Source organism: Planomonospora algeriensis, from assembly GCF_977012225.1.
In genome coordinates this window covers 1-478 of record NZ_CDRNDK010001094.1, presented here as the reverse complement: position 1 = coordinate 478, position 478 = coordinate 1, and the positions used below count along the sequence as shown (strand labels likewise).

Sequence of the window (478 nt, the reverse complement as noted above, 5' to 3'; positions counted from 1 at the left end):
ACCTCCCCATCCCGCCGCCACGCCGCCCGCAACCCCTGAAACACCGGCCCGTACTCGTACCCCATGCCCGACAGCACGTCATACGCGTCCGCCACATCCACCGCCACCGCACCCGCCGGCGGCCACACCGCCAACTCAACACCCGGCACCGGCAACCGCTCCGCCGACACCAACCCCTCGGCGTGCCCCGTCCACTCGAGCTCGACCCCACCCTCCGGACGCGAATGGACCGACACCCGCCGAACCCCGGACTCCTCCACCGCCCCCACGACGACCTGCACCTGCAGACCACCCTCGACCGGCAGCACCAGCGGAGCCTGCAACGTCAGCTCCCGCACCAGCGCACAACCCACCTCGTCCCCGGCCCGCAACACCAGCTCCAGCAGCCCGGTACCCGGCAGCAGCACCGTCCCGTTCACCGCATGATCGGCCAGCCACGGCTGCCCCGCCACCGACAACCGGCCACTGAAGACCACCG

At 72.0% G+C, this 478-nt stretch carries 1 protein-coding gene; it reads right to left on the bottom strand.

Annotated elements, in window-relative coordinates; all coding sequences use genetic code 11:
- On the bottom strand, window positions 1-478 hold a 478-nt coding region (locus ACWJ6R_RS37970; protein ID WP_449066800.1), incomplete at both ends, for a polyketide synthase dehydratase domain-containing protein.